The organism is Sphingomonas azotifigens NBRC 15497 (assembly GCF_002091475.1).
In the GTDB taxonomy this organism is placed as follows: Bacteria; Pseudomonadota; Alphaproteobacteria; order Sphingomonadales; family Sphingomonadaceae; genus Sphingomonas; species Sphingomonas azotifigens.
In genome coordinates this window covers 1-4,812 of sequence record NZ_BCTR01000111.1, presented here as the reverse complement: position 1 = coordinate 4,812, position 4,812 = coordinate 1, and the positions used below count along the sequence as shown (strand labels likewise).

The following is a 4,812-nucleotide window of genomic DNA, read 5'->3' as shown; positions in this document are numbered from 1 at the left end:
TTGAACACGTCGATCACGCCCGCATGGCCGTGCGGCTCGACGATGGCTGTCAGGTCGCGTTCGACCACAAAGATTATGCCGACGTCACCCATGGCTATGCCGCCACGATCCACAAGTCGCAGGGTGTCACCGTCGACCGGGTGCATGTGCTGGCGACGCCGGGGCTCGACCGTCACGCCGCCTATGTCGCGCTATCGCGACATAGGGATGCGGTGGAGCTTCATTATGGCCGTGACGATTTCGCTGACCAGGGCAAGCTTGCCCGCGCCGTGTCGCGCGACCGGCCGAAGGACAATGCCCTCGACTATGAGGCCGCCGCCGAGCGCTTCGCCGTACGGCGCGGCGTCGAACGGTCGCGCATCCTCGATACGCTTGCCAGGGAGCCGCTCGTCACACCCGAGCGTAGCGCGCCTGCGCCTGCGCCAGCACCACGCAGGGGTATGTTCGACGGGTTGCGGCTTCCCATACCCGAGCCGGAACGGGCACCAACCAAGCTGCGCTTTGATGGGCTCAAACTATCGGTGCCCGCGGCTGTGCCCGAGGCATCCGCAACCCAGAAGCTGGAGCGGGCGGTCGAAGGCTATGCGCGTGCCGTGCAGGATGCTGGCCGAATGACCGGGCAGGGGCGTACGCCGCTCGAAGTTCAGAAGGCGGCGCTTGCCCGCACCGCCGAGGTCATCAACGCGCTGCATCCCTACGGCGCCCACGATCTTGATATGGCGTTCGAGCGAACGCCGGGTCTGGTCAGCGAAGCGGCCAATGGCCGTACCGCCAACGCCATTCGCCAGATGCAGCTGGAGGCCGAGGTGCGCGCCAATCCGGAGCTGCGCGCTGACCGGTTCGTGCAGGCCTGGCAGCAGCTGCAGGCGCGGCAGGCCAAGCTGACCGGGTGGGAAAATGAAGAGAAGCGGGCTGGTGTCGAGAATGCCATGCGCTCGATGGCGAAGGGACTGGAGAAAGACCCGGCGCTTGGCGCGGCGCTCAGCCGCCGGGGTAGCGAGCTGATCGGCCGGCAATGGTCGCCGGAATGGACGCCGGGCAGCCGCGATGGCGGAGTCGCTCGCGCGCTCGGCGATGATGCCCGCACGCGCTCGGTGATCCGTCAGCTCACCTTCTCGATTGATCGCGACCGAGGCCTTGGGATTGGAATGTAGCCATGGGTATCCACGAACCTCCCGTAGAAGCGGACCAGACCGTCCAGGCGTTCAACGACATATCGCGCAAGCTCGCCGGGCTGACGGCTGCGGTCGATGGCTTCGCCGCGCGTCAGCAGGAGCTGCATGCACGCGACTATGGGCCTGACCTGGAAAAGATCCGCGATGGGTACGACAAAGTGTGCGGCGCGATCAACATTCTGGCCAAGCGCCCGGCGATGACGCTGACCCCGCAGGATGTCGCAAAGCAAATTGAAGCGGCTGGCACGCAGGGGCGTGCGGACGATCATCGGGCGTGGACTGGCGCAAGCCATGCCCTTGCCGGCACAGTCCAAGAACTGAAGGGGATGGTCGTGTCGGCGCATTCCGCGGAGACCCAGCAGCTTTGGATCGCCGGCGCCGCTGCTGTCGCGCTGGTGGTCGGCTTCGCGTTCGGCACCGTCGTGCCGACGTGGATCGTGCGGGCGGCGCCCGAGAGTTGGCATTGGCCTGAGCAACAGGCGGCTAGAGCCCTTGGGCGCTCGCTTTGGGACGCCGGTGTGCAGCTTATGCATGTTGCCAACCCGCCGCAGGCGCGCGCTCTGGCCGAGGCAGCTCGGCTTTCGAAGGAAAATGCGGATGTGCTTGCGGAATGCAGAGACCGCGCAAAACGGCTCAACGCCCCCGTGAAGTGCTCAGTCTTGGTTTTGCCGGTGGCGAGCAGCCGTTCCTAAAAGCCACCCCCTCGGGGATCTGACCACTACAGATTTCAGGGCCGCCTCTGGGACGAAGCCGACGTTCCCATATCGAAGATTGAACGGCAGCTCTTGCCTAAAGCCGACGCTCGGGCTTGATCGCGCACGGCCGATCGCGCAGGTTCCACCCTATCGCATCCATTGCGTTACAGATTGAACAGGCAGCAGCGGCGGTAACATCAAACAAAGTGGTTGAGGTAATGCTACCAACTTATCCGAAGCTGGTTCGAGATCGGCAGAACCGAAATATGGAAACGGTTCGTGCCCGCGTACGCCAGCTCTCTCCGATGGTTGGACTGATCAAAGGGCATCAGCTGTTCGAGGGCCGATCATCGGCGATCCAGCGTGAAGACGGGAAGCTTGACGAAACGCCGATCCACCGCGCCAGTGGAGAGATCACGATCAATCGGGAAATGCTGGTCGAGTTCAACGAGGAAGCAGTTGAGCGGCATTTGGAAGAAATTGCAGAGCAACTCGCCCGCGACATGAGCGCGCATTTCCAGCAACGCATGAATGAGGTGACTGCCGCGACCGGCAACATCGTCGATGGCAACGGCAAACCATTTTCGGAGGATATGTTCCTCGATGTCCTGGAGGCGATGGAGCATAGTTTCGGTAAGGACGGTAACTGGAAGCCACCGACGATGATCGCCGGACCAGGCATGGCCGAGAAGGTTGCTGCGGCGGGCGCGATGTCCGCTGCAGGAAACAAACGCCTGAAGGCGATACTGGAGAGGAAGCGCGATGATCACCGTCGCCGAGAGGCTGCTCGAATCTTGGTTGGATAACCAGACCGAGCGCCGCTACCAGCCCGCCTTCATTCAAATGCTTGTGTCGGAGGGTTGGACCGTCCTCCACAACACGCGCCACTCGCCTATTGAGCTGGGCAAAGACGTAATCGCGCGCGATCCGCAAGGTTCGCTTCACTGCTTCCAGCTGAAGGGCAATCCCGGCTCGCGCGTCACCAAAAGCGAAGCGGCCAGTCTGCTTGTGCAGTTCCACGAGTTGGTGCGCCTCCCACCCGGCCCGCAGTTTTTGAAGGACAGGGACGAAAAGCACGTCGCCGTCTTCGTTACCAATGGTGAGATCGACGAGGAGGCACGTTTGCTATTCGAGCGGGCCGGTGATGCTTGCGGTCAGCCCGGGGTCGCAGCGTCGAGCTATGAACTTTGGTCGCGCGGCAAGCTGTTATCATTGGCGACGCCAGCGATCCGGGTTTGGCCGGCCAGTATAGAGGCCACGCGTCTCATCCTGAATATCCTCGCCGGCGATGGCCAAGAACCGCCGGTGCCAGCCGATATCTCGACCATCATGGCTTCACTTCTGCCGTCTGACGGAGCCTCGTCTCCCGCAAGGACCTCGGCGCTTAGCGCAATGCTCGTGATCTCCGAGATCATCAAGCAACGCTGGTACCAACAGGAAAACCATCAGGCGCTGCACGCAGTTACGGTGTTGACTTGCATCGCCGCGCTGCCGCTTGCCGATACGAGCGAACGGTTTGCAATGATCCAAGGCTATGCGCCGCTCGCCCTTGAGCATTGCTCCAACCTTCTTATGGAAGCGAAGGCAAAGAATTTCGAGCCGGATCGCTCTTGGAGCGAACGCGACATGCTGGGCGAGATCGATGTTATGTGGGAACGTCGGCGCCTTGTCGCAGATTGTGCTGCAGTTGCCATACTGGGAAAGCATGATCTATCAGTCGAGCTGAGAGACTACGCCGTTGATCTCATCACCCGGGTCACGCGACAGGTCATGCTGTGGGGGCAGGCGCAAATACCTTCGCTGGTTGTCGCCTTTTGGGCGCGGTCGCTTGTCGATGCTGGTGTCGGCAGGGAATTCGACTTTGCCGCGACTCTGCGTGCGATTGAGAGCGCCAATGGCGGCGACAACGAGCGCAATATGCTGCCTGGCCCGTATTACTCGTGGCCGGATGTCTGGGCCTTGCACCAGAACAAGCCCCACATGACCGAGAGCCCCATATTCAACGACACAGCGCGTGGTCACCTTCATTTCGGGCGCGCGATCATGGGTATGCTCGCCAAGCGCAATCTCAAGAGGACCTGTGGGCAGCTTTGGGCCGACCATACGCGCATAATTCATGAGGAGCCGGATTTACCCGATGGGGCTTTCTTCTCTGCCGTGCTCACCGACACAGGATCGATGCGCGACATCCAGCTCCGCACCGGAGTCTGGGCCAAGGTCGTCAACGAAGCGATCGACGGTGGGGCTGCGCCTTTTCTCGACCGGTTCGCTCCACTCGCCTGGCTAATCGCAGCCTATGTCTCGCTTGTGCCCTACCGCGCTTGGACCCGCGTGCTGCTTTGGCTTGATAGTCAGCTCGCGGACACTTGGTACCATGAAGGATGTCGGCCGCGTTGAGAGGCCTCATTTGCTTTCCCCGAAATGCCTCCGGTGATCGTGGGATGACCGCTTGTGGCACAAGCAGAAGTTCGTGCGCCCGCCGACGAATGACCTAAAGTGGTCGGGAGCCGTCGGCGCCGAATATCGCATTCTGGGTGGGAAGCGGCCATTCCAGTCACCTGCAGCAGTCACCCGCCAAAAGCTCTTTCTTGACGCCGAGCGAGCCAGCCTAGCACCACTTCGACAACTCCGGCGCCGACTACGGCACAGAGTGCTACGTAGCTAGGGAGACTAGATGCATCAGAGAGGATGAGCGTGCAGAGTCCGATTACCTGAACGAACAGTGCGGCATACAAAATCCTCTTCGTCATCACACCGCCCCCGCACCTAAACTGGACAACTACAGCTCGCACGAGATCGCGATGTTCGCAACTGGGCGGGAGCCGCCAGTACGGAAATCGATTTTCGGGCACTGCCGCCGCTCAAGGGATTGGAGCCGCCAATGGCCGCTTTCGGCCCGAGCGGTCGCTCCCGCCCGCCGATGTGAACGGCGCGCTTTGGTC

Annotated in this window: 3 protein-coding genes and 1 pseudogene; all 4 read left to right on the top strand. The window is 61.8% G+C overall.

The window, feature by feature from the left end; genetic code table 11:
- Positions 1 to 1,154: pseudogene (locus tag SAZ01S_RS22905) on the top strand (Ti-type conjugative transfer relaxase TraA); the annotation flags it as partial.
- A 2-nt stretch (positions 1,155 to 1,156) separates the two neighbouring features.
- On the top strand, positions 1,157 to 1,867 hold the full coding sequence (locus SAZ01S_RS22900; protein ID WP_084584641.1) for a DUF6118 family protein: 711 nt from the start codon (positions 1,157 to 1,159) through the stop codon (positions 1,865 to 1,867).
- 116 nt (positions 1,868 to 1,983) lie between these two features.
- Positions 1,984 to 2,676 carry a hypothetical protein gene (locus SAZ01S_RS22895; RefSeq protein ID WP_139810213.1) on the top strand — a complete coding sequence of 231 codons (693 nt, stop codon included), beginning with the start codon at positions 1,984 to 1,986 and terminating at the stop codon, positions 2,674 to 2,676.
- Entirely contained in the window at positions 2,633 to 4,267 is a 1,635-nt protein-coding gene (locus SAZ01S_RS22890; protein WP_084584639.1) for a hypothetical protein, read from the top strand. Before SAZ01S_RS22895 ends, SAZ01S_RS22890 begins: the two co-directional genes overlap by 44 nt.
- Positions 4,268 to 4,812: the final 545 nt, after the last annotated feature.

Bases quoted from the DNA above. Each gene is read 5' to 3' on its own strand.
- SAZ01S_RS22900 (WP_084584641.1), top strand. From the start codon at position 1,157: ATGGGTATCCACGAACCTCCCGTAGAAGCGGACCAGACCGTCCAGGCG.
- SAZ01S_RS22890 (WP_084584639.1), top strand. From the start codon at position 2,633: ATGATCACCGTCGCCGAGAGGCTGCTCGAATCTTGGTTGGATAACCAG.